Source organism: Streptomyces aureocirculatus, assembly GCF_000720475.1.
Lineage (GTDB): Bacteria > Actinomycetota > Actinomycetes > Streptomycetales > Streptomycetaceae > Streptomyces > Streptomyces aureocirculatus.
Map to the genome: position 1 here is coordinate 1 of NZ_JOAP01000186.1, position 285 is coordinate 285.

Here is a 285-nt window from a genome sequence, read left to right on the forward strand (position 1 = left end):
ACGGTGCCGGACGAGGTGGTGCGCCGGGCGGATCAGATCGAGCTGGTGGACATGTCGCCGCAGGCGCTGCGGCGGCGGATGGCGCACGGCAACATCTACAAGGCCGACAAGGTGGACGCGGCCCTGTCGAACTACTTCCGGCCGGGGAACCTGACGGCGCTGCGGGAGCTGGCGCTGCTGTGGGTCGCCGACCGCGTCGACGAGTACTTGCAGCAGTACCGGGGCGAGCACGACATCCGCTCCACCTGGCAGGCCCGCGAACGCATCGTCGTCGGCCTCACCGGC

At 70.5% G+C, this 285-nt stretch carries 1 pseudogene; it reads left to right on the forward strand.

The features are described from left to right. Positions 1 to 285: pseudogene (locus IG78_RS43690) on the forward strand (histidine kinase); the annotation flags it as partial.